The following is a 26,677-nucleotide window of genomic DNA, read 5'->3' on the forward strand; positions in this document are numbered from 1 at the left end:
ATTCGATATGAACGAGATTGAACAAACATGGTTAGGAGGAAGAAACTGACCCACTGATTAGAAGCAGAGATTTTATTTAGTAGAAATAAAAATAAATGAAATATAAATTATATAAATAATTTCATAAAGATACTGGATGTAAAGCTATGGGCTATCAAGAAAAATGTGGAGTTGCTAAATGATGATTGGTCTTGAAAGTGCGGATAATTTTTTTTTAATTTTAATATATATATATATTTATCAAAGTATTGTTTCTATATTAGGGTGGAAATTAAAAGAGAAAAGAGAAAAACTTTTGAATTGGAATATTTTAATTGGCCTATTCCCACTAATGTTAATTTTAGAAATATTATTTTCTTATTATAATGGTGAATATCTTTTATGGCATAAATTAGATTGGATATTTACTTTTTCTTGTATATGTAGTGTTTTAAATATATGTTTTTGGATTGTTAGTAGGGTATTTCGGTTAAGTATAATTAAATTAAGATGGTACTTTTTTGTTTATATAAATGTTATTGGTGGTTGGATGTTTTCAATCATGATTTAAATTGATTATATTTTTTTAATTATTTTATAAGTTAAATGCCAGATGAATATTATGTATGAATGATGTGAATTTATAAATACAAAGAAAAAGTTTGGCAATAAGATATAGATGTTGCTGATAGGTTTGATTTAAAAAATGGAGTTCCATTAAAAGACCAAGGTTATCCAAATGGAATTCCAGTTACTGTAATTCATTTACCTGGACTTAAATAAATGACGAATAAAGAATTATTAGAAATAATAAAGCGCTTAGGTTGGAAAAATATAAATAAAGATGGAGATATGGTCTCAATTTTATATTTACAGGATAGGGTAATTGAATTGTTACCTTATATAAAAAGAGCTGGTTCTGATCTTTATTTTAGTTTAGGTGCAAGTCTAGGGCGTGAAGATTTTAGTCAGGCATCTAAATATATAAGAAAAGAAAGAGGACGACATCCATTTAGCTATATATTGCATCATGGTAAAGAAAGGGATGTTGTTTCTTTAGAAGAGCTTACAGAAAGTTATGTTGTGAATGAAATTAACGATGTAATAGACTGGGCAAAAGCACAAGCTTTGCAAGCTGGCATAGATGAGTATGCAGCCTTACCCACAGGTAGCCTAGGCATATATCCACTTTATCATTTGGCTGCTTTAGCCGTAAATAAGGATCAAGCAACGCTATTAAATTACTTAAATCACTTTAAAGCAGGTGATCGCTTGGATTTTGTTCCTTATATTACTCAAGATTATATAGAAAGAGCCTATGAATTGGCATGTAAATAATTAAGGCATTGCTACTTACAATATATTCAAAATAAAGGATGGAGTATTAAATAAATGACTTATTTAGTTCCAGATATGGAGGCAGAAATTATTCCCGGAAAATCTGCGGCTGGTTTTGAGCTTGGAATATTATTTGATGATTTTATAAAGCAAGTAAAATACAAAAAATTTGAGTCTCGCAATGACTTTAATCCAAAGGTTGAGGAAAAGGGAACATGGGGAATAATTCATCGAGATGAAATATCATTTAATTTGGATTATATTAACGAAATTCAGTGTAAGTGGGAAAATTCTGTTGAGCTTGTTTTTGATATGAATAAATTAGGAAAATTAACCTGGATATATTTATATGAAGGTTATAAAGGAAAATTGTTGAATATATTAGGGATTGGGGATCGCTTAGATTCAGTCAAGGATGAATTTGATTTTGATTTTTACGGTGATGCTCATTATTTAATGTACAAGGAAGGTAGCCCACATTATGGTGATATTGTTGGGGTGGAAATTGGGACAAATTATCTAATTGAATACTCCGAAGAGTATCCTGACCAAATTATAACTAGTTTCTTAGTGTATATTTTTAAAGATCAGCGTTAATTGTGTACTAACTAGCACTGTTGCAAATAGGAAATCGAGTTTTAGTTTTTGGGTTAATCAGGCTTAGATTCTGAGAACTCGATTTACTAAACCAAGTATATAACAATCAGAAATCTATCCTCAAATACGCGATGGAAATTCAATTCCTAAAGGAAAAGTTGCTGAGGATTTTGGTTTATTAAAAGGAATTCCATTAAAAGACCAAAGTTATCCAAACGGAATTCCAGTTACTGTAATTCATCTACATGGACTGAAATAAATGACGAATAAAGAATTATTAGAAATAATAAAGCGCTTAGGTTGGAAAAATATAAATAGAGATGGAGATATGATCTCAATTTTATATTTACAGGATAGGGTAATTAAATTGTTGCCTTATATAAAAAAAAGAGCTAGTTCTGATCTTTATTTTGACTTAGGTGCAAGTCTAGGACGTGAAGATTTCAGTCGAGCTACAATGCATATAAGAAAAAGGAGAGAAAGAAATCCATTTAGCTATATATTGCAGCATGATGAAAATATTAGTGTTCTTTTTGTAGAAGAGATTACAGAAAGTTTTGTTGTGAATGAAATTAACGATGTAATAGACTGGGCAAAAGCACAAGATTTGCAACCTGGTATAGATGAGTATGCAGCCTTACCCACAGGTAGCCTAGGCATATATCCACTTTATCATTTGGCTGCTTTAGCCGTAAATAAGGATCAAGTAACATTATTAAATTACTTAAATCACTTTAAAGCAGGTGATCGCTTAGATTTTGTTCCTTATATTACTCAAGAATATATAGAAAGAGCATATGAAATAGCATGTAAATAATTAAGGCATTGTTACGAATAGGAAATCGAGTTTTAGTTTTTGGGTTAATCTGGCTTAGATTCTGAGAACTCGATTTCTCATGTAAAAGATCTTGGATATTAAGAGTGGGTATGTAATGTCCGAATATTGTGTTTCATTGTGTGATGGATTAATGTCTATTTTTGTCTGTAATTAAATGTTCTGCAAGTTAAAGCAATAATTCAAAAAAATCCAACTAAGAAAAAATGGAATGGGTCAATGCGGAGTCTTCTCTTGCTAGAGAAGATGAATCCTTATTTAATCAGATTTCCAAATGTCATTTTTCTCAGTAAAAGAATGAATTTTAATTTACTTTTAAATGAGAAATTTTAGTCAAATTATGTGGTTTGTGAGCAAATTAATTTACATGAAATGACAAGAGGATATTTCTAGTTTATATCAAGGATTGATGTAATAAAAATAATGATTTTATTCAATTGATTTTTGATACTTGCAATGAATTTATCTAATGGCATTTGTGATGTTTTTATGTTTTGTCATTTTGTAATGACTAAATATCTTAATTCAGCCATTAGCTTAAATTGAAATTATATGAATTCAGTCATTCAGATTACGACACAACAATTTTTAGATGAACTTCATCCGTTATTTCATGGTGATATAGATGGTTCAGACGCTGCAAAACACGTATTTTCAACGGATAATTCAATTTATCAATTACTGCCTCAAAGTATTCTTTATCCTAAAGATATCAATGATCTGCAATTGATTATGAAGCTCTTAAGCCAAGAGAGATATCATCAAGTTTCGGTTACACCACGTGGAGGTGGAACAGGAACAAATGGACAATCTTTAACACATGGCATTGTGGTAGATTTATCTCGCCACATGAATAATATTTTACATATTGATCCGATTCGCCGTATTGCTATTGTTGAAGCTGGTGTTGTTAAAGATCAGTTAAATGCTGAACTCAAAAAACACGGCTTATTTTTTGCGCCAGAATTATCCACTTCCAATCGTGCAACCATTGGTGGAATGATTAATACCGATGCGAGTGGTCAAGGTAGTTGCCGTTATGGAAAGACCCATCATCATGTATTGGGTTTAAAAACCGTCTTAAAAAATGGTGAAGTCCTAGATTCAAAGGCAATAAATTTAGCGCAATTTAATCAAGTTATTGCCAGTGAAAGTGCGCAAAAAAAAGAAATATATGAAAAAATTTTACAATTGGTGACTGAAAATCAAGGCTTAATTCAACAGAGTTTTCCAAAATTAAATAGATCGTTGACTGGCTATGACTTACCAGCAAGTTATGATGGTGAAGAGTTTAATATTAATAATATTTTGTGTGGCAGTGAGGGCACATTAGGTTTTATCGCCCAAGCAACCTTGAATGTACTAGAAATTCCAAAATATCGTGCATTAATTAATATTGGTTATGCACATTTCCAAAGTGCTTTACAAGATGCAAAAGCCTTAATGGCACTTGCTCCTTTATCTATTGAAACAGTTGATTCAAAAGTATTAAATTTGGCAAAACAAGATATTGTGTGGCAAAAGGTTGCTGAATATTTTCCTGAATCTGAGCATACTGAAGCGACACAAGGTATTAATTTAGTCGAAATTGATGCATCTACTGAGCATGAATTATTGGCTTTACAACAAATTTTTTTACAACAATTGCAAATAGATCAAAGTGTAAAACGTTTGACCGTGACGATTGCACATGGGGATGAACGAATTAAAGATGTTTATTCCATGCGTAAACGTGCTGTAGGTTTACTTGGAAATGTCTCGGGGGAAAAAAGACCACAACCTTTTGTGGAAGATACGGCTGTTCCTCCTGAGCATTTACCAGAATATATTGCTGAATTTCGTGCTTTATTAGATCAGCAAGGTCTAGATTATGGGATGTTTGGGCATGTTGATGCTGGGGTACTACATGTCCGTCCGTTATTAGACATGAAACAAGCTGAATCTTTAAAAATGGTGCAATATATTAGTGACCAAATTGTTGAACTTACACATAAATATGGCGGTGTAATTTGGGGTGAGCATGGGAAGGGGCTACGTTCTGCTTATGCGCCTGTATTTTTTGGAGCATCCTATCCACTTATTCAACGTATTAAGGCACTATTTGATCCGCATAACCAATTAAATCCTGGGAAAATTGCCACTCCAGATACCTTACCCAATGCGCAATTAACTGGATTACTTGATGTTCCTGTTCGTGGACAACAAGATAAACAAATTGCAGTTCAGCAATGGACTGAGTTTTCAAATACCATGCATTGTAATGGAAATGGTGCTTGTTTTAATTATGATGTGAATGATCCAATGTGTCCATCATATAAGGCAACTAGAGATCGCATTCATTCGCCTAAAGGTCGAGCAACCCTAATTAAAGAATGGTTACGCCGTGAAAATACTGCACAGCGGAGTGAGGAATTTAATCAAGAGGTATATCAAGCTTTGCATGGATGCTTATCGTGTAAATCATGTGCTGGGCAATGTCCAGTCAAAGTAGATATTCCAGACAGTAAAGCAAGATTTTTACATCAGTTTTATCAAACGAAAAAGCGCCCTTTACGTGATTATTTGATTAGTTATTTAGAAAGCTTTATGCCTTTATTGGCACATTTTGCAGGATTGTATAATCTGATGCAAAAGTCGAAATTACTGCAAAAAGTACAGCGTGATGTGTTCAAGGTCGTTGATATTCCTTTATTTCATCCTCAAGCAAAAGCAGATTTAGCGCAATTTGGTGCCATTTTACTAGATTCAGAATTAAGTCAAATTCGGTCAGATCAGGGTTCAGCTGTTATTTTGGTGCAAGATGCTTTTACACGTTATTTTGATACGACAGTTTTGATTGAAACCATTCAATTTATTTCAGCCCTCGGTATTCAAGTGTATGTATTGCCGTATTTGGCAAATGGTAAACCTTTACATGTACATGGTTTTTTGCCACAGTTTGAACAAAAAAGAGCAGAATGTATCGCTCTTTTAGAAAAAGCAGCACAAACAGGTGTGCCATTGGTTGGTATTGACCCTGCGATGACTTTGGTTTTTAGGCAAGAATATAAAGCAAAATATCTATCCGAAAAGCCTGAGTTTAATGTAGAAGTGCATTTATTACAGGAATGGTTGATAAATTGGCTTAAGGATAACCCACCAAGCATAAAGCAGATTCCGAGCGTAGACACTTATTATTTGGCTGGACATTGCACGGAGAAAACACAGGTTCCAATGTCAACGATGCAGTGGCAGAGTATTTTTAAAACCTTTGGTCTTCATTTAAAACCATTGGTTTTAGGTTGTTGTGGAATGTCTGGAACCTATGGCCATGAAGCTGAACATCGTCAATTATCAGAAAAAATGTATCAACAATCTTGGCAGCCACAGGCCATACCACATATCGAAACTTTATTAGTGACGGGGTATTCATGTCGGAGTCAAGTTAAACGTTTTGAACAGCAAACAGTGATGCATCCAGTGCAAATTTTACGATCCATGTTATAAACGCTTAAGCTAAACCTCCAAAAGATCAGGTGATATATCGACTTTATGGAGGTTGAACTTATATCGTTTAAGTCTGCTGTTCTATGCGTTGCTTAATCCATTGTACCATTGCTGTAATTTTAGTAGTTTGTGACATCGAAGATGGATAGGTCATGTAATATGACCGATTTGTGAGCATTTCATAAGGCCATGCTAAAACGAGTTCTCCTGCAGCCAATTCGCGTTGTACAAAAAATTGTGGAACCAGTGCAATTCCTGAATGAATCAGCGCCGCATTAACACAGGCGGCAAAGGTATCAACCCGAGGTCCTGTAAATGTTCTTTCATGAACATAATCTTGCATTTGAAAATATTCATCCCATGCTCGAGGTCGAGCACGTGATTGAATTAATACATGTTGCTGAAAATCTGTGATCGATTGTAATGGTTGAATGAGTAATTCTGGCGAGCAAACCGCAATACATTTTTCTTCAAATAATTTGATACTGGTCATATCTCGCCAAACACCATCACCATATAAAAAAGCAATATCAGTTTTATTGGTATCAATGTCGGCAGAACTGAATTGTTCCTGAATATCTAAGTGAATCTCTGGATGTAAATCATTAAAGCCTTTAAGCTGTGGGATAAGCCAACGTGAGCAAAGTGTAGGATGGGAGACAATATTCAAGGTATCTGCTTTATTACGATGCGCCATTACATTTAGTACAGAAGTTTCAATCTGATTTAAAATGGTTTGTGTTTCAGTTAAAAATAACTTTCCTGTTGGCGTCAACTGTAAGCGTTGTAAAGAGCGCTCAAATAATTGCACATTCAAGCTATCTTCTAAGTGAGCAACTTGTTTACTGATTGCACTTTGCGTCATATGCAGCACTTGTGCAGCTTTAGTAAAACTTAAATAGCGCGCAGATGCCTCAAAACATCTTAAAGACATAATAGACGGATATTCTTTCGATTTTAGTGTGTGCATCTTGATTCATCGTTACGCTATCAATCTATAATATCATACTCAATTGGTCGGGTATTTATCATACGTTTACGACTAAATATAGATCACAATAAATCGAAGGCGAAATATCATTTTTGATGGAATGGATTGGTTCTAAAAGTGCAATAAAACATTAGATTTTTATTCACCTAAAAACACCGTAGATTTGATGTCAGTAGGCGAATAAGAGGGGGGTGTATATGCTTAAGTTAAGATCTTACTCGAGGTATTCGTATCTACATTCGGTTCAGAATCTTGTAGTTCTAATTTTTGCTCAGTCTGATCGACAATTTTTGCACCAACTAAATCGCCAACTACATTACCACATGTAAAAATCATATCTAAAATGACATTAACACCTGCGGTTAAGGCAACAATTTCAATGGGTAAGTTGGCTTGAGAAAAGACAATTGACATGCCAATTAAACCTGCACCTGGAACACCTGCCGTTCCTACTGCAGCTAAAGTACTAATAATGACAATAGTTGCAAGCTCTGGAATGGACAGCGTGATACCTATAATTTCAGAAGCGAAAATTACTGCGACCCCAAAACGTAGTGCTGTGCCATTTAAGTTAAAAGCTAATCCGAGTGGTAATGTTAAGCGAGAAACTTTTTCACTAATTCCTGCTTTTTCAGCACATTTAAAAGTAATCGGCAAAGTTCCAATACTACTGCTGGTAACAAATGCGGTAAGCATTGCTTCCTTGATATTTTTGTAGAATTGAATAACCTTAACGCGAAATGCTTTTAAGAAAATTGGATAAACCAAGACCAGTAAAAGAATAACACCCAGATAAGAAGTCGCAATAAATTTACTGAGGACAATTACCGTTTCAATGCCTTGGCTACCAAAGGTATTGGCAGTAATTCCAAAGACACCAATAGGTGCATAAAGTAAAACACCTGCAAGTATTTTGGTCACAGCTTCATTACAACCTTGTAAAACGTTATAAAGTAAGTCACCCAATTCTCTTTGTTTTGCATCTTCGCTATGGCGCATAAATAAAATAGCCAAGCCACCGACTAAGGTAATGAAAACAATCGCTAATAAATCACCTGAAGTCAGTGCATGAAAAATATTAGTCGGCACCATATTTAATAAGGTGTTAATAAAAGATGGGCTTTCAGGTGCTGTAACACTTGCAGTATTTGGAAGAGTTAATCCAACGCCAGGATTTGTCCATTTCGCTAAAATAATACCTAAAATGACAGCAACTGCAGTTGAAACAAGATAAAACGGAAAAATTTTAAGACCAATACGCCCCAATTCTTTAGGGTGTGAATTATTGACCGCTACAATCAAAGGTAGAATGACCAGCGGTATGACAATCATCTGTAAGAGGTTTAAAAAGAGTTTTCCGAGAGGGTAGAAAATAGAACTCTTAGGTCCTAAAATAATCCCGACGATAATTCCTAGAATAAAGCCTGTTGTCATTTTCGCCATAAATGACTTGCTTTTGTACCACGTCCAAATTTTCTTCACAAAATATTCCTTTTCTTTTGCGCATTGTAAATTTAGTTGAGAAGTTTTCATCACTCAAACGAATAATTAGACGTTCCCCATTCCGTTTCGGAATAAGAAATGACTTAACATGATTTGTTTAGGTCGATCAGAACGAGTTATCTTGATGAGGGATACTTAAAATTTAACCATACAAAGTTGATGGAGATACCGTGTGCTTTAAATCAAAAAATGAAATCACAATATATTTATATGATTTACATATATTTTAAAGTTAATTTAATCAATCGTGTTCATGATGATTTAAATAAAGTGTAAAAGCACAAGATTAAAATTGAAGTTATCGATCTCGTTTAAACATAAAAACTCCGTAAATTGAGAGAAATACGGAGTTTTTTGATTTAAATGGTTAACTTAAAGCAATACGTTGATTGAGTTGTTCAAGGCATGCATTTAATGATTTTTGCTGTAATTCAGCATATAGCTGCATTTCATCAAAAACGCTTGCACCTAAACTTTCTTCAAAAATCTGTTGATTTGAGATTACGCCATAATTACTTTGCTGATCACCGCCTAAGTTTGATTGAAAGATTCCAGCTGCAGATACAGGGAGAAAATCTTCATACACAATAGGTTCAATCTTAATTACACCTGATTGAATCAATGCGGAAATGTTTTCAGTATTTACTGATAGATCATCATTGTGTAATTGATCTTGTTTTGCAAAGTAATAAAAATATGCTAAACCTTGATCATGCAATACTTGATAATCATCTGGAAATGCTTGGAAAGTTTCTTCTAAAATACGTACATATTCGCTTGCATTACTTTCATCTGGCGCACACCCTAAACATGCACGCGCCTGTTGTAGTAGTTCATCGTACAACTCGCGGCCTTTGCGTGTCAAAGCAACACCACGTTGTTCAATTTCACCAAAACGCGCTGTATGACTTCCTTGTTCAATTGTTGAACCACCGTTGAAATTTACTTTTTCATTCAGTGCTTTAAAGCTTGTTTGTCGAAGTAAAATAGGGCAATGGCGACGTGGTGGACCTTCAATGACTGCTTTAGGCGTAATTCCACGTGAAAGCATATTATTCTGTACAGCATCAATATCTAATGTACGCGGTGTTAGGTGATTAATGTGTGGTCCTTTAAATGCCACGACATCTGCGATTAAACGATGTTGATCGTGCAATGCTTGATAGAGCGATTGACTCACAGGTGCTTCAGTATGCCAGCGGAAAGTTTCAAGAACTTGTTCGACAAATAATCGTGCATCTTCGGCATTTAATCCGCCTTGTTGTTCAAACTTTTCTGTAAGTGCTAAAGCCAGTGGGGTAAAAATTTGACGTTTTGCTAGTACTTGTTCTGCTGTCGTTCTGAGTTCAACATGATCGATGAGTTCAAGGCGTAATAATGATGTAAAGACGCGAAATGGACATTGATTTAAAGCTTCGGTCTCAATTGCGCGAAAGGCCGTAGAGTGAACAGGAACACCTGAAGGCACCAAATCATAGTAACCAACGGGAAACATGCCCATGACTGCAAAAATACGACGCATATTTTTGAGTTCATCTGCTGTTCCAAGGCGAATGGCGCCATGACGTTCTTGAGATAGACGAGGGAGTTCACCTGTTTGTTGCAATTGCTGTTCAAGTGCTATATGTGTATTTAAAGTTTCCTGATTGATGTCTTTGACCAACTCAATTAGGTCACCATATAATGGCACTTCATTTTGATACATATCTGACATTAATGCAGAAAATTGACTACGAATTTCGTTAGAGTTAATCCAAGTTGACATGATTTTCCCTTTTTAATTATGCTGTTGCTTCAAGTGATTGAGTAGCTGTTGCTGCAAGAATATTTTCTAAAATAGCTAAGCCTTCATTTAATACTTCAGCCGAGATTGTAAGTGGCGTTAATAAACGAATAATATTTTTTGCTTCACCGCTTGGCATAAGTAATAAGCCTTGTGCACGGGCTGTTGCGAGAATATTTGCAAGTTGCTGTGTACCAGCTCCAAGCTCTGGATGACAAAGTTCAATACCACGCATTGCACCAACACCAGTAAGCCGACCTAACCACGGTGTTAAATTCTGATTTTTCCAACGTAAATACGTGTTTTCAATGGTTGAGATATAATTTTGAGTCGTTGCTTGAAATTCAGCAGATTGCATAATATCAAGTGTTGCAAGACCAGCTGCACATGCAATTGGGTTGCCAGAATATGTTCCACCTAAGGCACCTTTTGCAGGATAGTCCATATATTTTGCTAAACCAACAACAGCACCTAGTGGAACACCCCCCGCGATACTTTTACCTAATAAGAGTAAGTCTGGTTCAATACCCAAGTGAGCAAATGCAAATGGAATTCCAGTTCGACCAAAACCTGATTGAATTTCATCAGCAATAATTAATATGCCATGTTGATCGCAGAATTGGCGTAAATATTGTGCGAATTCTGGATCCATTAGTTGGAATCCACCTTCACCTAAAACAGGTTCAAAGATAATCGCAGCAATATTTTCTACATCTACTTCCACTTGAAATAAACGCTTGAGTGCGTGCTTCGCTTCATTAGCAGTGACTTGATTATCCTTACTTGGATAGGGAATATGATAAACAGGACCAGGCAATGGACCTAAGCCATCTTTGTAGGGTTTAACTTTACCGTTTAAATTAACGGCTGCAAGTGTGCGACCATGAAAGCCGCCATCAAAAGCAATAACACCAGTACGACCAGTTGCAATACGTGCAACTTTTAATGCATTTTCAGTGGCTTCTGCACCACTATTGGTAAACATACCTGCTAATGGTTGGTTAATTGGAATGTAAGCCAATAGTTTTTGCATCAAGTCTAAATAAGGGCGATGCTGTGCAGCGTTGAATGCATAATGTGTTAATTGTTCAGCTTGATGCTGAATGGCGTGTACAATTTTTGGATGACAATGACCAACATTTAAAACACCAATTCCACCAATAAAATCGATATAACGCTTTCCATTTTCATCCCAAACTTCTGCATTCAGTCCTTTTTGAATGACAATTGGATGGATCAAACCTAATGCCGTTGAAATCCCTTGGCTATTCATGCTAACTCTTCATTTTTCTATCTGAGATAGGGAACTATTTAATAATTAGAACATTCTTAGGGCAAACGAATAAATTGAAGAGACCTATGAGTTTTTTTCTTAGTCTTGGTGAGATTAAGTTCAGATTGATAAGATTAAAAGTTTAGAAAAATTGTGATTAATGAAAATTACTTTTGGCCTGAATAATATGTTTTCGCATTATGAATCATAAAATGAAATGCTTAACATTAGAATTAAATAAACTAATGTGAAGAAAAATAATAATAAAAAAATATGCATTATTTTTGTGCAAAGTACCCTTTTTTTAAAAAAAAAGGTACTAAAATAGATAAAAAGTGGGTTATTTAATAGGAGTTTGCATCAATTTATGCCCTATAAGTTTTTCTAATGTACTGATTTAAAATTTCTAGCTTGAAGAGCGTTTTTAGCTTCCTATATCTTAATTGAGTTAAACAGTAATTAATCATGAGTTAAAAAGGAAAAGTATCGCATTTTTGATGCATACATTAATGAACGTGAAGTGACTAATCTGATTTCAATTAATTAAGGATGATGTAAATAATGAAGAAAGATCAATCAAAACGTGCAGCCGCCGCTGCATTTATGGGAACCACAATTGAATTTTATGATTTCTATGTATATGCAACTGCTGCAGCATTAATTTTAGGTACGGTATTTTTTCCTGAAACTGATCCCGTTACAGGAACATTGGCTTCATTTGCAACCCTTGCCGTCGGTTTCGTAGCACGACCAATGGCTGGAATTGTTTTTGGACATTTGGGTGATCGATTAGGTCGAAAAAAAATGTTGCTGTTCACTATGGTACTCATGGGACTTGCAACAACATGTATTGGTTTAATTCCAAGTTATCATAGCATTGGAATTTGGGCACCTATTCTTCTTGTACTCTTTAGGTTTTTACAAGGAATCTCTGTAGGTGGAGAATGGGGTGGTGCTGTTTTGATGGCAAGTGAACATGCCCCAAAAGAGAAAAAGACTTTTTTTGCCTCTTTTGCGCAACTAGGAAGTCCAGCAGGTTTGATTCTTTGTTTATTGGTATTTAGAGGCGTAAGTACATTAGATGAGCAAGCTTTTGCAAGCTGGGGATGGCGAGTTCCATTTTTGCTTAGTTTTATTTTGATGGGGGTTGGTTTTCTAATTCGTTTTGGAATTGAAGAATCGCCAGAATTTAAAGAAGCAAAAGAGAATGATCAAACTTTAAAACATCCAGTAAAAGAGCTACTGTCTAATTATTTACCACATGTTATTTTTGCTGGATTGACGATGACTATTGGTACAGCAGGATTTTTCTTTACCAATACATTCATGATTACCTACGTCACTCAGTATTTGGAAATTAGTAAAGCCACTATTTTAGATGCTTTATTTTTGGTCACGATCTTTCAATTCTTGACGATGCCAGTTGCTGCATGGATTGCAGATAAAGTTGGTTCACAGCGTTTTTTAACCATTGCCGCAATTTTATGTATCTTAGTGCCATATCCAATGTTTATGTTGGTAGAAACAAAGAACATTATTCTGATTACCTGTGGTATTAGCTTAGCGGTTGTAACACTGTCTGCACTTTATGCCGTTGCTGCGGGTTTCATGGCAAATATTTTTCCAACACAAGTTCGTTATTCAGGCATTTCAATTTCTTATCAATTCATTGCGGCACTTGCTGCGGGAACAACACCATTTATTGGCACAATGTTAGCAAGCCATTATGCAGGGCAATGGATGCCACTTGCGATTTTCTTTAGCTTCTTATCGCTATTATCTTTAATTGGTGTCGTTGGTGTCAAAATTATTACGAATAAAAATAAAAATGCTGTGAATATTGATCAAGTGGTTGTAGAAAAATCAGTTTAAGTTGAAATAGATAAAGGAACATAGGTATGAATCATATGGAAAATATCAATCCTATTGAATGGGAAGCACGCTGTGAATTAGCTGCGTTATATCGATTGATTGCATTTTATAAAATGACCGATTTAATTGATACGCATATTAGCTATCGACTACCGCATGAGCCCAATCATTTTTTAATTAATCGATATGGGATCCCATTTGACAAAATGACCGCATCACACTTAATTAAAATTGATCATGAAGGTACTATTGTTGAAAATTATGATCAAGGAAAACGAGTGAATGTTGCAGGTTTTGTGATTCATTCTGCAATACACCATGCGTGTCCTGAAGTTCATTGTGTGATTCATACGCACACAGCAGATGGCGTTGCTGTGTCAGCACAGTCGCATGGTTTACTTCCTTTATCACAACATGCATTAAAGTTTTATAACCGTATTGGCTACCACACATATGAAGGAATTGCCCTTTCATTAGATGAGCAAAAAAGGCTCATTGAAGATTTAGGACAGCACCGCTGTATGATTTTAAGAAATCATGGTTTGTTGTCAACAGGGAATAGTATCCCTCGAGCATTCCATGAAATCTATTTCTTAGAGCGCGCATGCCAAATTCAGGTGAAGGCACTGTCGAGTACGCAACTGAACTATCCATCTCCTGAGGTTTGTGAGCATACCGCACAACAATTTGATCGTGAGGAGGCAGAACAAATTATTCTGGATGCATGGCATGCGGCACTTTCTTTAATTGAGCAACAAAAAGCCGAGTATTGCGTATGATCGTTATTGCTTCAACCAAAGCCTATGCTAAACAAATGCTAATTGATGCATTTCAGCAATATGCCCCTGAAGGAAGTTATTGTCTAGAAGAAGATGAGCATGCCAATCAAGCGACAACAGCGGCTTGTTGGTTCCCCAATTTAGATAATTTAAATCAAACTCCATCATTAAAGCTCATTCACTCAATGGGTGCAGGTATTGAGCATTTAGAATTAGCAAAAATCAAAGAATCACATCAAGTGTGTCGAATTGTTGATCAAGATCATAAGTTTGGCATGTTAAGTTATCTTCAATGGGGTGTTTTATATTTTCAGCGTTTTTTTGATCAATATTTAAAGCAGCAAACCAAGCAAATTTGGCAACAGCATCCGCAACTTAAAAATGCAGATGTTTATATTGGTATTATGGGGCTGGGGGAAATTGGTGGATTTGTTGCGGAAAAACTCGCAAGTGAAGGTTATCAAGTTTCAGGGTGGTCAAAGTCTAAAAAATCACTTAAACACGTAGACTGCTTTGCTGGAGACGCTGAACTTGAGGTATTTTTAGCGCGCAGTCAAATTTTGATTAACGTATTACCTTTGACCCATGAAACACGTGGAATTTTATCTCAATCGACTTTTGAAAAATTACCTCGAGGTGCCACAGTCATTAATAGTGGGCGAGGTGAACATCTTGTTATTCAAGATTTGCTTAACCTGATTGATGCAAAACATATTCGTGGCGCAATTTTGGATGTATTTGAGCAGGAACCATTGAATCCTTCAAGTCCATTATGGAATAAAGCTGAAATTGTATTAACACCACATATCGCATCTCATGCACCGCTTGAGGTCGTGGTTCAGCAAATATTAGAAAATGATCGACGAGTGATGCAAGGATTGCCATTGCTAAATTGCGTGAATATAGGACGAGGATATTAACATGAAGGTTAATGGTAAAAGATTATGGAATTCGTTGATGGATATGGCCAAGGTGGGGGCGAGTGAAAATGGAGGCAGTACTCGCTTAGCATTAACTGACCAAGATATTGCAGGTCGTACCTTACTCATTGAATGGGCAAAAAAAATAGATTTAACTTTGAAGTACGATGCAATTGGCAATTTGTTTCTGCAAAAAGCAGGGCTTGATTCTTCACTCAATCCTATTGTGATAGGGAGCCACTTAGATACACAGCCTAAAGGTGGACGTTTTGACGGTATTTATGGTGTTCTTGCAGGATTGGAAGTCCTATATAGTCTTCATGAAACAGCGATAGAGACTCATCATCCAATCGAACTTGCGGTTTGGATGAATGAAGAAGGTGCTCGGTTTACTCCAGCAATGATGGGGTCTGCGGTATTTACAGGGCATTTTTCACTTGAGGAGATATTAACTGTCAAAGATAAACAAGGTATTTGCGTTGCTGATGAGTTAAAACGAACACAACAGCAAGGCGAACTAGAATTACAACGAGCATTTGAGGCTTATTATGAACTCCATATTGAGCAAGGGCCTGTATTAGAAAATAATGCAAAAGAGATTGGGGTTGTCACTGGTGGTCAAGCCATTATTTGGTTAGATATTGAAACCACTGGCAAAGCAGCACATGCAGGCACAACCCCTATGTCTATGCGCCATGACACCATGATTGGCACTGCAAAAATGATGGTAGATTTAGAGCAATTGGTATTACAAAAATATCCAGAAGGATTAATCACCTTTGGTGAAATAGCCGTAGAAAACTCCTCAAGAAATACGATTCCTGCAACAGTGAATTGGACCATTGATTTGCGTCATCCAGACGATAATACAATGGAAAAAATGCAGCAAGATGTACTGCAAGTTTTAGAGCAATTGGCAAATACGCGCAGTTTAACAGTGAATACCAAGTTGCATTGGCATAGTCCAGCAACTCCATTCAATGAAACATGTGTTCAAACAGTTTTAGATTCAGTTCAAACCTTAGGGTTTAGCTATCAAAAAATTGTAAGTGGTGCTGGACATGATGCCATTAATTTAGCCAAACATTGTCCAACCACCATGATTTTTATCCCATGTGAAGGTGGACTTAGTCATAACGAAGCTGAAAACATTACGGCATTACAAGCAGAGCAAGGTGCTCATGTTTTGCTAAATAGCATTCTAAAATTTGATCAACAATTAAAACTGGCTCAAGTCGGCTAAAAGTTGGAAGGGATTATCATGAAATTATTTTTTCATTCAGAGCAGTTGAAACATCGCCCAGCAAGTTATTATTCAAGAGGTAAAATGCGCGAACCTCAAGAAAAGCCCGAGCGTATGTTTGAGTTATTAAAAACAGTGGAACGCTTAAATTTACCACTTTTAACAGCGAAGGATTTTGGAACAAAGCCATTGCTAGATGTACACACTATGGGGTATTTGAATTTTCTTCAAAATGCGTATAAAGAGTGGATGGAATTACCAGAAGATTGGGGCGATGAGGTGCTTTCGAATATTTTTATACGTGAAAATAATCGAGAAATTGGTATTTTAGCAAAGGCAGCGAAGTATTTGGCAGATGGTAGTGCTCCAATTGGAAAAGATACTTGGACATCTGTTTATTGGTCTGCACAAACGGCATTATCCTGTGCTGATGCATTGCTGAAAGATGATGAACAATTAACCATTGGACTGACAAGACCAGCAGGGCATCATGCAAGAAAAGAAGGTGCTGGTGGATTTTGTTATATCAATAATGCGGCGGTGATTGCACAATATCTTAAGCAAGATTATTCACGCATTGCAATCATTGATACAGATATGCATCACGGTCAAGGAATACAAGAAATTTTTTATGATCGTTCAGATGTATTATATACCTCAGTTCATGGAGATCCGACCAATTTCTACCCAGTAGTATCAGGTTTTGAAGATGAATATGGGGTAGGAGAAGGGCATGGTTATAATAAAAATTTTCCAATCCCACATGGGAGTAGTGAAGAAGTATTTCTTGAATATCTTGATCAAGCTATAGATTTTGTTAAACTTTTTCAACCTGAAGTTGTTATTCATGTGATGGGGTTTGATGTATATGTGGATGATCCCCAAACGAAATGTGCAGTGAGTACCTTTGGATTTGAGAAAATTGCAGAAAAAATTAAGTCAGTGAATGTACCTACAATTAGTTTAATTGAAGGTGGGTATTGTATTGAAAAATTAGATGAAAATTTCCAAAGCTTTTTAAAAGGTTTTGGTGTGAATTTACCCAGATATAAAACGGAAAAACAGGAAGTGAGTTCAACATAATCTTGCTATGATTGGATCTAATTTAAGAAATAATATCATGCGAGGAGCGTTGTCATGAGATCAAATATATTATTAGAAAAATGTAATTGGTCTCTGCTACGTATTTTTCGAGTTATTGTTCAAGAAGGAAGTTTAAATAAAGCTGCAATTAAATTATTTTTAACGCAATCTGCGATTAGTCAAAGTTTAAAAAGACTGGAAGAACAAATTGGGGAAATCCTGATTATTCGAACTGGAGGGAAGTTTTATTTAACACCTACAGGCGAAATTGTATTTGAAGCTAGTCTTATGATTTATAGTCAGTTAATGGATTGTGAAGAACGATTAAATACTAAAAAAAATAGTTTGTCAGGAACCATTAAACTTTTGGTATTAAGTCGTGTCGAGTCAGCACGATATGATCAGTTGCTGCATGATTTTCATCAAAAATACCCATTGGTAGATTTTCATGTTGATGTGTTGAAAAGTAAGGAAATTCAACAATTGTTATTACAGAAAATTCCAGCACTTGGAATTGGAATTAACCAAATTGTGCATCCAAAATTGAATTATCATACTTTGCTGAATCAAAAATATGCACTATTTTGTAGTAATAAACATCCTCTTTATACAGAGAATATTCAATCTATTGATCAAATTAAAGGTTATGGGTTTATTTCATTTCAAAGTGAGCAATTGAATGATCCATTATCGCCATTAAGTGAGGTACGAGAAAAAATATTGAAAAATAATAAACTTTTGGTCACGACAAATAATATGGATGAAGTGATACGATTTATTCAAAATGGAATTGGTATAGGGTTGTTACCTAGACATATGATTGAAAAAAATCATAAACGAGAGATGTTTAAACAATTACCTCCATTTCCTTATGTTTCGATTATTCCAATATTATTAATGTGGCATAAAGATCGTGAACTATCATTATTAGAGCAATATTTTATTAATGATTTACGAAGTATTTTTTATGGAAATTAAGAATATAATGCGCTTATTTATGATGAATCAATATGTTTAATATGCAGAGTAAAATGTTATTTAAATTTGCTGCTTTAAAAGCATACGATCAGCAAGATGATTCTGAGTCATCATTAGATCTATTTTTATAAATATAATGGATTGATTTTTAATGAATTAAAATGTGGCATATATTTTGAAATATAAATCCTGTCTTTAAATTTAATTTAAAAAATGGGGTTTAATAATATGAGTAGAAAAATTCGATTAGGTGCATTTATTCCAGCAACAGGGCAACATGTCTCTGCTTGGCGACATCCAGATGCATCACCTGAGCGTCATTTAGACATTAATTACTTGATTGAAATTGCACAAACTGCTGAACGTGGTTTATTTGATGCATATTTTTTAGCAGACTCGCCAGCGATTAATTTTGGTGGTGCAGCAGGCGGAGATCAGTATGGCGTAAGTAGTAAAGTAGCAGGTTTTGAACCTGTCACATTATTTGCTGCACTCTCTACAGCAACTCAGCATATTGGATTTATTGCGACTGCTTCGACAACCTATGAAGAGCCTTATTTGCTCGCACGAAAATTTGCATCTTTAGATCATATCAGTAATGGACGAGCAGGATGGAATGTTGTAACGACAGCATCTGTAGATGCTGCCTATAATTTTGGATATGATGAGCAGCCTGAATATACTGAACGTTATGAGCGTGCTCAAGAATATGTAGATTTGATTCAAAAATTATGGGATAGCTGGGAAGATGATGCCTTTGTTTATAATAAAGAAACTGGCATTTTCTATGATGTAAATAAATTACATCACCCAAACCATAAAGGAAAATATTTATCAGTTAAAGGGGCATTAAATGTTCCTCGTTCTCCACAAGGCTATCCAGTTGTCGTTCAGGCAGGTTCATCTGAACCAGGACGTGATTTAGCTGCACGATATGCGGAAGTCATTTTTACAGCACATCAAGAGTTAGAAAATGCACAAGAATTTTACCGTGATGTAAAAAGTCGTTTAGCAAAATATGGTCGTCGTCCTGAAGAGTTACTCATTTTACCTGGGGTTTCAATCTTTGTGGGTAAAACAGAAGAAGAAGCGCGTGCTAAATATGAAGAATTAACAAAACTGATTCGACCTGAAGCTGGTTTAGCACTTTTGAGTGGTTTAGCTGGTGGCATTGATTTTTCTCAATATGATTTAGATGCTCCATTTCCTGATATTGAATCAGATTCAAGTGTACGTAGTCGTCCAGCATTAATTGCAAATATCGCGAAGAAAAATAACTTCACGATTCGTCAACTATATGAATGGGTTGCTGGGGTACGTGGGCATTGGCAAATTATTGGTTCAGTTGAACAAGTAGTTGATCAATTGCAAGAATGGTTTGAAAATGAGGCTGCTGATGGTTTTAATGTTTTACCACCAACCACGCCAAATGGGTTAAATGATTTTGTTGATTTAGTAGTACCAGAATTGCAACGCCGTGGTTTATTTAGAACTGAATATGAAGGTAAAACCTTAAGAGAAAATCTTGGCTTAGCTCGCCCTGAAAACCAATATGTATTGGCACAAAAAACTGAAAAAGCATCTTAATCTTTTATTTATAAAAAACCAAAGTTTTGCTTTGGTTTTTTTATTTTTAAAAGGAATAAATACTTTATTTAGGCTTTAACGTGATTTCTCGAATGATTGATCGGCAGAACACAGAAATACAATTTGTACGTTTGGCAAAACTGATTATCAAAATTGTTGCTGAGACTATGCTGAATTAGATGCAGTAGATTCGTTTAGATTGCGTAAATTACAGCACAGAAAGTATTTGTCTTTCTAACTGTTTGAAAAATATAGTTATAAGAAGTTGGTACGAAAATTGGTATGTAGTTAGGGGGCATACTTTATACCTATAATTTTGTGAGAAAAAGATGAGTAGAAAAATTAGATTGGGTGCATTTATTCCAACGACAGGTCAACATATTGCTGCATGGCGATTACCAAATTCACAGCCAGAACGCCATTTAGACTTTGAGTGGGTAAAAGAACAAGTACAAACCGCTGAACGAGGGCTATTTGATGCGTATTTCTTAGCTGATGGTTTATCTGTAAATCTTGGTTTATCTGAAAGTTTAGGGGTTTCCGATAAAGTTGCAGGGTTTGAACCTGTGACATTATTTTCAGCGTTATCTACGGTCACCAAACACATTGGATTTATTGCTACAGCATCAACAACCTATGAAGAACCTTATTTATTAGCACGTAAGTTTGCTTCCTTAGATCATATTAGCCAAGGTCGGGCGGGTTGGAATGTTGTGACAACGGCTTCTGAGTCGGCTGCTTATAATTTTAGTTATGAGAATCAACCGTCACATCAAATACGCTATGAGCGTGCAGACGAATATGTGGGATTGATTCAAAAACTATGGGATAGCTGGGAAGATGATGCTTTTCTTTATAATAAGCAATCAGGTGTTTTTTACGATACTGAAAAATTACATCATCCACAGCATAAAGGGAAACATTATGCGGTACGTGGTGCTTTGAATGTTCCTCGCCCTCCACAAGGATACCCAGTCATTGTACAAGCAGGATCTTCTGAACCTGGGCGTGAGTTAGCGGGAAAATATGCCGAAGTTATTTTCACAGCACATCAATATCTAGCAAGTGCACAAGAATTCTATCGTGATGTTAAAACGCGATTAGCAAAATACGGCAGAACACCAGATCAACTATTAATTTTACCTGGTGTTTCGGCATTTGTTGGAAAAACAGAAGAAGAAGCACGTAAGAAATATGAGCAAGTAACAAATTTAATTCATCCAGAGGCAGGTTTGGCATTGTTAAGTGGAATGCTAGGAGGGATTGATTTAAGACAATATGATTTAGATGGACCCTTACCAGAGATTCCAATCACTGAAACTCAGATTAGCCGACGTGAGTTAATTATCAGTATTGCGAAGAACAATAATTTTACGATTCGCCAATTATATGAGTGGGTTGCGGGAGTGAGAGGTCATTGGCAAATCATTGGTACAGTTGAACAAGTTGCGGACCAATTACAGACATGGTTTGAAAATGAAGCAGCCGATGGATTTAATGTTTTACCACCAAGCACACCAGATGGCTTAAATGACTTTGTTGAGTTAGTCATCCCTGAATTGCAACGTCGTGGTTTATTCAGAACAGAGTATGAAGGTCAAACATTAAGAGAGAATTTAGGCTTAGCACGGCCTGAAAACCAATATGTACTTGCACGTCATGCAGCTAAAGTGTCTTAGGGAGAAAAGCAAATGACAAATTCAAGAGAAATACAGCATGATGTAAATGAATTATTTACTCAGCGTTGGTCTCCACGAGCTTTTAATGAAAAAATTACAATTGATCAAGAAACCTTATTCCAGTTTTTTGAAGCTGCGCGATGGGCACCTTCAGCTTGGAATGCTCAACCATGGCGTTTTATCTATGCTTTAAAAGATACAGCCTATTGGGACACTTTATTTACGTCTTTGTCAGAATATAACCAGTCTTGGGCGAAGCGTGCTTCTGCTTTAATTTTAGTTCTCTCTAAAAAAAGTTTTGTTGTACCTGGGCAAGAAAATACAGTTGTCTTAGAAAGCCATTCTTTTGATACCGGAGCTGCATGGGCAAATTTTGCATTACAGGCGAGTTTGAAAGGTTGGTATACCCATGCTATTGGAGGTTATGACCGTTCTACTTTACGTCAGTATTTAGATATTCCTGAAGACTATCAACTTGAAGCAATCATTGTTGTTGGTCAGCAAGGCGACAAAACAGTCTTAGCTGAGGGATTACAATTTAAAGAAAACCCAACCATACGCCATCCTGTTCATCATTTTGTTGCAGAAGGTCAATTCACTTTTAATGAAGTTGGTGAATAGTCAGCAATTTTTGTAGTTTTAACCTTAGAAACTTGTAAATTTTAGCAAAATAGGATGCTTTATGCAGTATCGTAAAATTGGTCAAACTGATTTAAATGTGAGTGTAATTTCTTTAGGCACCATGACTTTTGGAGAACAAAATACAGAGCACGAAGCGCATACTTTAATTGATTATGCAGTGGCGCAAGGAGTGAATTTATTGGATACAGCAGAAAGTTATCCAGTACCACCACGACCTGAGACACAAGGGCAAACTGAACGATTTATTGGAACTTGGTTAAAGAAAACTGGCAAGCGGAATGAGGTATTCATTGCAACTAAAATTGCAGGACCATCTCGACAATTAGGGCATTCTTCGCATATTCGTCAGGGTGAGAGCCGACATAATCGCCATAATATTGAATTAGCATTAAATGATAGTTTACAGCGATTACAAGTCGATCACGTTGATTTATATCAATTACATTGGCCAGATCGAACAACCAATCATTTTGGGAAATTGGGATATACACATACTGAACATGAAGATTTTATTCCTATTGCAGAAACCTTACTAGCACTTGATTCTTTGGTTAAAGCAGGAAAAATTCGACATATTGGTGTATCAAATGAAACACCGTGGGGAGTAACACAATTTATTAATATTGCTGAAAAATTGGGATTGTCACGGATTGTCTCAATTCAAAATCCATATAATTTATTAAATCGTACATTTGAAATTGGAAATGCAGAAGTTTCAATTCGTGAAAATGTAGGGCTACTTGCATATTCTCCACTAGCATTTGGACATCTCTCTGGGAAATATTTAAATGGTGCTCAACCAGAAGGTGCACGAGTAACACGTTGGGAACGTTTTGCACGTTATAAAGGTGAAAATGCTGAAAGAGCAACTGAATTGTATGTTGAATTAGCACATAAACATGGATTAAATCCTGCCCAGCTGGCTTTGGCGTATGTTAATAGTCGACGTTTTGTGAGCAGTAATATTATTGGTGCCACTCATCTTGAACAGTTAAAAGTCAATATTGGCAGTGTTGATATTGAACTCAGTGATGAAGTACTCGCAGGGATTGAACATATTCATCAATTATATCCAAATCCAAGTCCTTAAATAACGCATTGTAAAATCCTCATCTCGCGAAAATAATGTTACTTAACATATGATTAAAGAGGGATGAGGCTTGATATTACCAAATAAATGAAATAAAAAGAGGTTTAACAATGTCAGAACTCAAATCTTTAATCCAACAACGTTATGGCAATGAACAAATAATTCCAGAGGAACTTAAAAATATAGATATCTCTGGATTGAATAATCCTGTTTTAACTGCATTACTCAGTCATGCTTCTTTACGTCAATTTAGTGATCAAGCGATTTCATCAGAAATACTTTCATTACTTATTGCGAGTGCACAATCCGCTTCAACCTCTTCGAATTTACAGGCATGGACAGTAATTTCTGTTCAAAATAAAGCACATAAGGAAAAGTTAGCGAGTTTTGCTGCAAATCAAACTTTTATTCAAGATGCGCCTGTGTTTCTTATTTGGACCATTGATTTACGTCGTTCTGTTGATGTAATACAGTTGACGCGATCTGAACATGATATTAAGCAAACAATTGGACTTGAATCTGTTGATAGTTTATTAGTGGGTACTATTGATGCGACGCTTGCAGCACAAAATTTAACGATTGCAGCACAGTCATTGGGACTTGGTTCAGTTTATGTGGGTGCTATTCGTAATAATTTACAACAAGTAGTTGAAGTTTTAGAGTTACCTCAAGGTGTGATTCCTATTTTTGGAATTGCGCTAGGGTATCCAAAAGAAGATGTTATAAAAAAAATAAAACCAAGATTACCGCAAGAAATCATATTGCATCATGACGTTTATCAAAGTCAAAAACGTATTAATGAATCAGTTTTAAACATTTATGAGAAAAATTTAAATATTTTTCAACAACAATCAGGCCAGCAACAAGAACGTTGGCGAGATAAAGTCACACAGCGTTTGAGTAGTTTAAATGGGCGAGAGTATTTAGCTGATACATTTAATCGACAAGGTCTAAATGTATTTAATGTGAATGAAAGTGAATAATTAATATGTGGGAATAAATTTTTTAATTTTAGGGAGAAATAATTTTAAAATAGTAGATTTAATTAAATCTACTATTTTAATATCAATATATTAAAAATACATTATGAATAAAATGATAAAGCTTATTTTTAAACAATATTAAAATTGTTAATTTTTTAACAGATTAAAAAGTTTTTATAAATAAGAATAGAATTGTTGTTAATACTTAATAATGAATTTGAATTGAATAAATATAGGAACTAAAATGAGTCTGCAAAAAAATGATTATCAGTATATTCAAGTAAAGCCAATCACGGGTAGAGTGGGTGCAGAAATTTCAGGCGTTAAATTGGCTGGAGATTTATTAAAAGAAACTGTTGCTGAAATTAATCAGGCAATTTTACAATATAAGGTTGTTTTTTTTCGTGATCAACAACATTTAACTGATTTAGATCAAGAAGCCTTTTCTAAGTTATTAGGCACGCCATTAAATCATCCAAGTGTTCCATTAAAAAATGGCACTGAGCATACATTATCGATTGATTCGCGAGGTGGGCGTGCTGATTCATGGCATACAGATATTACATTTTTACCTAATTATCCCAAAATTACGATTTTAAGAAATGTAATTGCACCAGAATTTGGAGGTGATACAGTCTGGGCAAATACTGCGATAGCTTATGAATATTTAGCACCAGAACTAAAAGTCTTAGCGGAGAGTTTAAGAGCAATTCATACCAATGTATATGATTATGCTGCAAGAACATCTTCAACGGGTGCTATTCCAGAGAATGAGCTTGAACAACGCCGTCTTTTCACTTCAGCAGTAGAAGTTGAAACAGAACATCCATTGGTGCGTGTACACCCTGAAACGGGTGAAAAAACGTTAGTTTTAGGACATTTCTTTAAAAGTTTTACTGGATTAAATCGAACGGATTCTCAGCTTTTATTTAACTTATTCCAAAATCATATTACGCAATGGGAAAATATTGTTCGTTGGCGCTGGGCTGAAGGTGATGTCGCAATTTGGGATAATAGAGCAACACAACATCGTGCTATTAATGATTATGGTGATCAATTAAGAGTTGCAACACGTGTTACATTAGAAGGAGATATTCCTTTTGGTGTGGATGGTCAATTAAGTAAAGTTGTGAAAAATGTTGTAAATCAAGATATTTCAGATTTACGTCGAGATGAAGGTAAAACGTATAAGAAAGTATCTTAGAAAATTCATTAAATTGAATAATGCTAGTTTAAAATAATATTTTATTTCACCATTAAAGCGACTTAGTATGAATTAAATACTAGGTCTTTTTTTATAATTATGTTTGAAAAATATGATGATTACATTACTCCTAAAATACGGTTAAAAGATATTTTAGCAAGAGATGAAGTGTTCAATAAATTTAGCCAACAGACACAGGAAAAAATGTTGGAAAATGTTTCATTTAAAAGGTTTTTTCCAGAGCAATTAGTGCTAGGACATCAGCATGTAGTAAATGATATTTATATTTTAATCAATGGGTCTTTACAAGTGGGTTGGTTAAAAAATGATGGAAAATTAAAAGTTAATAATTATATTGTAAATTATACAGTATTTAATTTAGTTGCATTTTTACAAAATAAACCAACAAGTTACGACGTGTTTTCAATAGGTGAAGTACATATTGCAATTTTATCGGGTGAGATATTTTTAGAAAAATTAAGACAAGAACCAGAAGCAATGTGGCAAATTTTAAAAATAATGAGTCATAGAATGTATAATTTATTTGAGCAGTCTAAATATATTCATACTGCAAATTTAACTCAACGAATTGCTTATTATCTGCATAAATTATTTATTCAATATGGCGTATTAGAAGATAATAATATTTATTCTATTTCATTACGTATAACACAGCAAGATTTTTCGGAATTATTTGGTATTACTAGACAAACTTTACATAAAAATTTAAAACCATTTTTAGATAATAAGATAATTGAATGGAATTATAGTCAAATTTATATTCTTGATTTAAGCAAACTTGAAGAATTTTTAAAACTGGAATAATTATATA

At 35.0% G+C, this 26,677-nt stretch carries 22 protein-coding genes; 18 read left to right on the plus strand and 4 right to left on the minus strand.

Translation table 11 applies throughout. From position 1 onward, the window contains the following. Nucleotides 1–178 precede the first annotated feature (178 nt). The 5 genes from B9T31_RS13545 (at nucleotide 179) to B9T31_RS13565 (ending at nucleotide 6,235) form a co-directional block, all read left to right on the plus strand. Nucleotides 179–550, plus strand: coding sequence for a hypothetical protein (locus B9T31_RS13545; protein ID WP_086182475.1), 372 nt, complete (start codon nucleotides 179–181; stop codon nucleotides 548–550). A gap of 212 nt (nucleotides 551–762) precedes the next feature. Next, nucleotides 763–1,317 (plus strand): DUF6990 domain-containing protein, encoded by a 555-nt coding sequence (locus B9T31_RS13550; RefSeq protein ID WP_086182476.1) that lies wholly within the window; start codon nucleotides 763–765, stop codon nucleotides 1,315–1,317. Nucleotides 1,318–1,371: 54 nt separating this feature from the next. Next, nucleotides 1,372–1,914, plus strand: a complete 543-nt coding sequence (locus tag B9T31_RS13555; protein ID WP_086182477.1) for a hypothetical protein — start codon at nucleotides 1,372–1,374, stop codon at nucleotides 1,912–1,914. A 259-nt stretch (nucleotides 1,915–2,173) separates the two neighbouring features. After that, on the plus strand, nucleotides 2,174–2,731 hold the full coding sequence (locus B9T31_RS13560; RefSeq protein ID WP_086182478.1) for a DUF6990 domain-containing protein: 558 nt from the start codon (nucleotides 2,174–2,176) through the stop codon (nucleotides 2,729–2,731). A gap of 570 nt (nucleotides 2,732–3,301) precedes the next feature. Then, nucleotides 3,302–6,235, plus strand: coding sequence for an FAD-binding and (Fe-S)-binding domain-containing protein (locus B9T31_RS13565; RefSeq protein WP_086182479.1), 2,934 nt, complete (start codon nucleotides 3,302–3,304; stop codon nucleotides 6,233–6,235). A 67-nt stretch (nucleotides 6,236–6,302) separates the two neighbouring features. Here B9T31_RS13565 and B9T31_RS13570 read toward each other — a convergent pair whose 3' ends face one another. The 4 genes from B9T31_RS13570 to B9T31_RS13585 all read right to left on the minus strand — a co-directional run bounded on the left by B9T31_RS13570 (nucleotide 6,303) and on the right by B9T31_RS13585 (nucleotide 11,785). Then, complete coding sequence (locus B9T31_RS13570; protein WP_086182480.1) at nucleotides 6,303–7,205, minus strand: LysR substrate-binding domain-containing protein; 903 nt, start codon at nucleotides 7,203–7,205, stop codon at nucleotides 6,303–6,305. A gap of 222 nt (nucleotides 7,206–7,427) precedes the next feature. Continuing rightward, on the minus strand, nucleotides 7,428–8,708 hold the full coding sequence (locus tag B9T31_RS13575) for a dicarboxylate/amino acid:cation symporter (RefSeq protein WP_213033240.1): 1,281 nt from the start codon (nucleotides 8,706–8,708) through the stop codon (nucleotides 7,428–7,430). Between the two features lie 388 nt (nucleotides 8,709–9,096). Then, entirely contained in the window at nucleotides 9,097–10,494 is a 1,398-nt protein-coding gene (locus B9T31_RS13580; protein ID WP_086182481.1) for a VOC family protein, read from the minus strand. A gap of 16 nt (nucleotides 10,495–10,510) precedes the next feature. Continuing rightward, complete coding sequence (locus B9T31_RS13585) at nucleotides 10,511–11,785, minus strand: aspartate aminotransferase family protein (protein WP_086182482.1); 1,275 nt, start codon at nucleotides 11,783–11,785, stop codon at nucleotides 10,511–10,513. Nucleotides 11,786–12,346: 561 nt separating this feature from the next. Here B9T31_RS13585 and B9T31_RS13590 point away from each other — a divergent pair. From B9T31_RS13590 to B9T31_RS13650, 13 genes are all read left to right on the plus strand, one after another. Further along, nucleotides 12,347–13,657 (plus strand): MFS transporter, encoded by a 1,311-nt coding sequence (locus B9T31_RS13590; protein WP_086182483.1) that lies wholly within the window; start codon nucleotides 12,347–12,349, stop codon nucleotides 13,655–13,657. A 26-nt stretch (nucleotides 13,658–13,683) separates the two neighbouring features. Then, on the plus strand, nucleotides 13,684–14,436 hold the full coding sequence (locus B9T31_RS13595) for a class II aldolase/adducin family protein (protein WP_086182484.1): 753 nt from the start codon (nucleotides 13,684–13,686) through the stop codon (nucleotides 14,434–14,436). After that, on the plus strand, nucleotides 14,433–15,356 hold the full coding sequence (locus B9T31_RS13600) for a 2-hydroxyacid dehydrogenase (protein WP_086182485.1): 924 nt from the start codon (nucleotides 14,433–14,435) through the stop codon (nucleotides 15,354–15,356). Before B9T31_RS13595 ends, B9T31_RS13600 begins: the two co-directional genes overlap by 4 nt. A 1-nt stretch (nucleotide 15,357) precedes the next feature. Continuing rightward, complete coding sequence (locus tag B9T31_RS13605; RefSeq protein WP_086182486.1) at nucleotides 15,358–16,599, plus strand: Zn-dependent hydrolase; 1,242 nt, start codon at nucleotides 15,358–15,360, stop codon at nucleotides 16,597–16,599. Between the two features lie 18 nt (nucleotides 16,600–16,617). Further along, nucleotides 16,618–17,682, plus strand: a complete 1,065-nt coding sequence (locus tag B9T31_RS13610) for a histone deacetylase family protein (RefSeq protein WP_086182487.1) — start codon at nucleotides 16,618–16,620, stop codon at nucleotides 17,680–17,682. A 54-nt stretch (nucleotides 17,683–17,736) separates the two neighbouring features. Continuing rightward, nucleotides 17,737–18,660, plus strand: coding sequence for a LysR family transcriptional regulator (locus B9T31_RS13615; RefSeq protein ID WP_086182488.1), 924 nt, complete (start codon nucleotides 17,737–17,739; stop codon nucleotides 18,658–18,660). Between the two features lie 228 nt (nucleotides 18,661–18,888). Then, a complete protein-coding gene (locus B9T31_RS13620; RefSeq protein WP_086182489.1) occupies nucleotides 18,889–20,247 on the plus strand; it encodes an LLM class flavin-dependent oxidoreductase in 1,359 nt (452 codons plus the stop codon). A gap of 329 nt (nucleotides 20,248–20,576) precedes the next feature. Further along, the gene (locus tag B9T31_RS13625) at nucleotides 20,577–21,926 is read left to right on the plus strand and encodes an LLM class flavin-dependent oxidoreductase (RefSeq protein WP_086182490.1); all 1,350 of its coding nucleotides are present in this window, start codon (nucleotides 20,577–20,579) and stop codon (nucleotides 21,924–21,926) included. Nucleotides 21,927–21,938: 12 nt separating this feature from the next. After that, nucleotides 21,939–22,547 (plus strand): nitroreductase family protein, encoded by a 609-nt coding sequence (locus B9T31_RS13630; RefSeq protein ID WP_086182491.1) that lies wholly within the window; start codon nucleotides 21,939–21,941, stop codon nucleotides 22,545–22,547. Nucleotides 22,548–22,608: 61 nt separating this feature from the next. Further along, nucleotides 22,609–23,658, plus strand: a complete 1,050-nt coding sequence (locus B9T31_RS13635; RefSeq protein WP_086182492.1) for an NADP(H)-dependent aldo-keto reductase — start codon at nucleotides 22,609–22,611, stop codon at nucleotides 23,656–23,658. A 110-nt stretch (nucleotides 23,659–23,768) separates the two neighbouring features. Next, nucleotides 23,769–24,641 carry a nitroreductase family protein gene (locus tag B9T31_RS13640; RefSeq protein WP_086182493.1) on the plus strand — a complete coding sequence of 291 codons (873 nt, stop codon included), beginning with the start codon at nucleotides 23,769–23,771 and terminating at the stop codon, nucleotides 24,639–24,641. Between the two features lie 244 nt (nucleotides 24,642–24,885). Next, entirely contained in the window at nucleotides 24,886–25,845 is a 960-nt protein-coding gene (locus B9T31_RS13645; RefSeq protein ID WP_086182494.1) for a TauD/TfdA dioxygenase family protein, read from the plus strand. A 99-nt stretch (nucleotides 25,846–25,944) separates the two neighbouring features. Continuing rightward, nucleotides 25,945–26,670 (plus strand): Crp/Fnr family transcriptional regulator, encoded by a 726-nt coding sequence (locus B9T31_RS13650; protein ID WP_086182495.1) that lies wholly within the window; start codon nucleotides 25,945–25,947, stop codon nucleotides 26,668–26,670. Nucleotides 26,671–26,677 lie beyond the last annotated feature (7 nt).

It is taken from the genome of Acinetobacter sp. ANC 4558, from assembly GCF_002135375.1.
In the GTDB taxonomy this organism is placed as follows: domain Bacteria; phylum Pseudomonadota; class Gammaproteobacteria; order Pseudomonadales; family Moraxellaceae; genus Acinetobacter.

Excerpts from the sequence above, each read along its gene's own strand:
- B9T31_RS13545 (WP_086182475.1), top strand. The coding sequence starts at position 179 with ATGATGATTGGTCTTGAAAGTGCGGATAATTTTTTTTTAATTTTAATA.
- B9T31_RS13550 (WP_086182476.1), top strand. The coding sequence starts at position 763 with ATGACGAATAAAGAATTATTAGAAATAATAAAGCGCTTAGGTTGGAAA.
- B9T31_RS13555 (WP_086182477.1), top strand. The coding sequence starts at position 1,372 with ATGACTTATTTAGTTCCAGATATGGAGGCAGAAATTATTCCCGGAAAA.
- B9T31_RS13560 (WP_086182478.1), top strand. The coding sequence starts at position 2,174 with ATGACGAATAAAGAATTATTAGAAATAATAAAGCGCTTAGGTTGGAAA.
- B9T31_RS13565 (WP_086182479.1), top strand. The coding sequence starts at position 3,302 with ATGAATTCAGTCATTCAGATTACGACACAACAATTTTTAGATGAACTT.
- B9T31_RS13570 (WP_086182480.1), bottom strand. The coding sequence starts at position 7,205 with ATGCACACACTAAAATCGAAAGAATATCCGTCTATTATGTCTTTAAGA.
- B9T31_RS13580 (WP_086182481.1), bottom strand. The coding sequence starts at position 10,494 with ATGTCAACTTGGATTAACTCTAACGAAATTCGTAGTCAATTTTCTGCA.
- B9T31_RS13585 (WP_086182482.1), bottom strand. The coding sequence starts at position 11,785 with ATGAATAGCCAAGGGATTTCAACGGCATTAGGTTTGATCCATCCAATT.
- B9T31_RS13590 (WP_086182483.1), top strand. The coding sequence starts at position 12,347 with ATGAAGAAAGATCAATCAAAACGTGCAGCCGCCGCTGCATTTATGGGA.
- B9T31_RS13595 (WP_086182484.1), top strand. The coding sequence starts at position 13,684 with ATGAATCATATGGAAAATATCAATCCTATTGAATGGGAAGCACGCTGT.
- B9T31_RS13600 (WP_086182485.1), top strand. The coding sequence starts at position 14,433 with ATGATCGTTATTGCTTCAACCAAAGCCTATGCTAAACAAATGCTAATT.
- B9T31_RS13605 (WP_086182486.1), top strand. The coding sequence starts at position 15,358 with ATGAAGGTTAATGGTAAAAGATTATGGAATTCGTTGATGGATATGGCC.
- B9T31_RS13610 (WP_086182487.1), top strand. The coding sequence starts at position 16,618 with ATGAAATTATTTTTTCATTCAGAGCAGTTGAAACATCGCCCAGCAAGT.
- B9T31_RS13615 (WP_086182488.1), top strand. The coding sequence starts at position 17,737 with ATGAGATCAAATATATTATTAGAAAAATGTAATTGGTCTCTGCTACGT.
- B9T31_RS13620 (WP_086182489.1), top strand. The coding sequence starts at position 18,889 with ATGAGTAGAAAAATTCGATTAGGTGCATTTATTCCAGCAACAGGGCAA.
- B9T31_RS13625 (WP_086182490.1), top strand. The coding sequence starts at position 20,577 with ATGAGTAGAAAAATTAGATTGGGTGCATTTATTCCAACGACAGGTCAA.
- B9T31_RS13630 (WP_086182491.1), top strand. The coding sequence starts at position 21,939 with ATGACAAATTCAAGAGAAATACAGCATGATGTAAATGAATTATTTACT.
- B9T31_RS13635 (WP_086182492.1), top strand. The coding sequence starts at position 22,609 with ATGCAGTATCGTAAAATTGGTCAAACTGATTTAAATGTGAGTGTAATT.
- B9T31_RS13640 (WP_086182493.1), top strand. The coding sequence starts at position 23,769 with ATGTCAGAACTCAAATCTTTAATCCAACAACGTTATGGCAATGAACAA.
- B9T31_RS13645 (WP_086182494.1), top strand. The coding sequence starts at position 24,886 with ATGAGTCTGCAAAAAAATGATTATCAGTATATTCAAGTAAAGCCAATC.
- B9T31_RS13650 (WP_086182495.1), top strand. The coding sequence starts at position 25,945 with ATGTTTGAAAAATATGATGATTACATTACTCCTAAAATACGGTTAAAA.